This window comes from Pseudoflavonifractor sp. BSD2780061688st1 E11 (assembly GCF_005844125.1).
Taxonomy (GTDB): domain Bacteria; phylum Bacillota; class Clostridia; order Lachnospirales; family Lachnospiraceae; genus Sellimonas; species Sellimonas catena.
Genome location: NZ_SPHM01000107.1, coordinates 1 through 1281, shown reverse-complemented (window position 1 = coordinate 1281; position 1281 = coordinate 1). Strand labels below are relative to the sequence as shown.

The 1281-nt window shown below is 44.8% G+C and carries 2 protein-coding genes; both read right to left on the bottom strand.

Annotated elements, in window-relative coordinates:
• Positions 1–43: 43 nt before the first annotated feature.
• On the bottom strand, positions 44–712 hold the full coding sequence (locus FGQ85_RS18205; RefSeq protein WP_242974689.1) for an IS630 family transposase: 669 nt from the start codon (positions 710–712) through the stop codon (positions 44–46).
• On the bottom strand, positions 682–1191 hold the full coding sequence (locus tag FGQ85_RS18200) for a helix-turn-helix domain-containing protein (protein ID WP_087417809.1): 510 nt from the start codon (positions 1189–1191) through the stop codon (positions 682–684). Before FGQ85_RS18200 ends, FGQ85_RS18205 begins: the two co-directional genes overlap by 31 nt.
• Positions 1192–1281: the final 90 nt, after the last annotated feature.

Below are 1281 nucleotides of genomic sequence, written 5' to 3'. Positions count from 1 at the left end.
CTAGTGTACTGACCTGCTGATTTTTAGCAATACTGCCACCTCATTAAGAGGCAGTAGTAAATGTGGGATACAGCGAACTGAGTTTTGTTCTAGCATCACTTGTTCTAAAATGCCAGTTAACCTTTGCTGCCACTGTATTCCGTTCCGTTTCCCATGCGGACAGTTCGCTGCGTAACTGTTCTATTTCAGCGATGCGGCGGTTAAGGCATTGCCTGGTCATTACATTAAGCTCTATTTCAGCAATATCCAGCCAGCTGCCATGCTTTGGCGTGTAATGTATCTCCAGTTTTTTTATGATACGCCTTGCTTCTTCCGCCGGATACCGTTTGTACAGAGATGACGGTTTATGGGTATTAAGGTTATCCATCACAAGGATGATCTTTTCAGCATCGGGGTACATGTTGTCTACAAGATATCTGATCTCCTCTGCCCAGTCTGTGGCTGTACGGTGTTCACGTACACTCACATGGTGAACGCCTCCGAGCGGCTCTACAAAAGCAAAAATGCTGACGGTGCCCTTGCGGACATATTCCGAATCGGTTTTCTGGTCGCTTCCGGGAATCATTGGTAAAGGCTCCCTGATTTCTCCCAAAAGCTGGTACGGCTTCTCATCCATACACACAACTGGATGCTTCTCATCATAGGGGAGTTCATACACATCAAGGATATCCTCCATGCAGGCTATGAATTCTGGGTCTTCTTTTGCTGGAATGCACCAGTAGTCGTTTTTGTGAGGTCGAAGTTTGTTTTTTTTAAAGCTTTGCGGATTGCTTCCCTGCCGACAGGGGTTTCCAGAATTACTTTGGATTCTTCTTCAAGCAGACGGATGGTCCACCGAGAGTGCCCCTCTGGGACAGGGCCGCAGGCAAGTTCGATCAGCCGGGCTTCCGTACGTCCGTCAACCTTACGCCGGGCATTATCTGAATTTATGTTCCGCTTAAATTCAGTAACAGCATCAATGCCGCCATTGATATATTTTGTTACAGTGTTGGTGACAGTTGCCATGCAGACACCATTGGATCTGGCACTTTGTTCATGGGTTAAAACTTTTCCGTGTGCTTCGTCCAGATCGAGAATGATCTGGCATCTGCAGCGGATAGTTTTGGAAGTTTTTTTATTACGGATAACAGATTTCAAATTATTCAATTCTGTTTCTGTAAGATGGATGTTGTATTTTTTTGGTCTTGCCATAGGAATCACCGCCGTTTTTTTTGATTATACATCAGAACAGCTGTGATTACCAGAATATTTAGTTAAATATCATCAAGTCAGCACACTAGT

What these genes read in the sequence shown, in the direction of transcription:
- FGQ85_RS18200 (WP_087417809.1), bottom strand. Translation starts at nt 1,191, where the DNA reads ATGGCAAGACCAAAAAAATACAACATCCATCTTACAGAAACAGAATTG.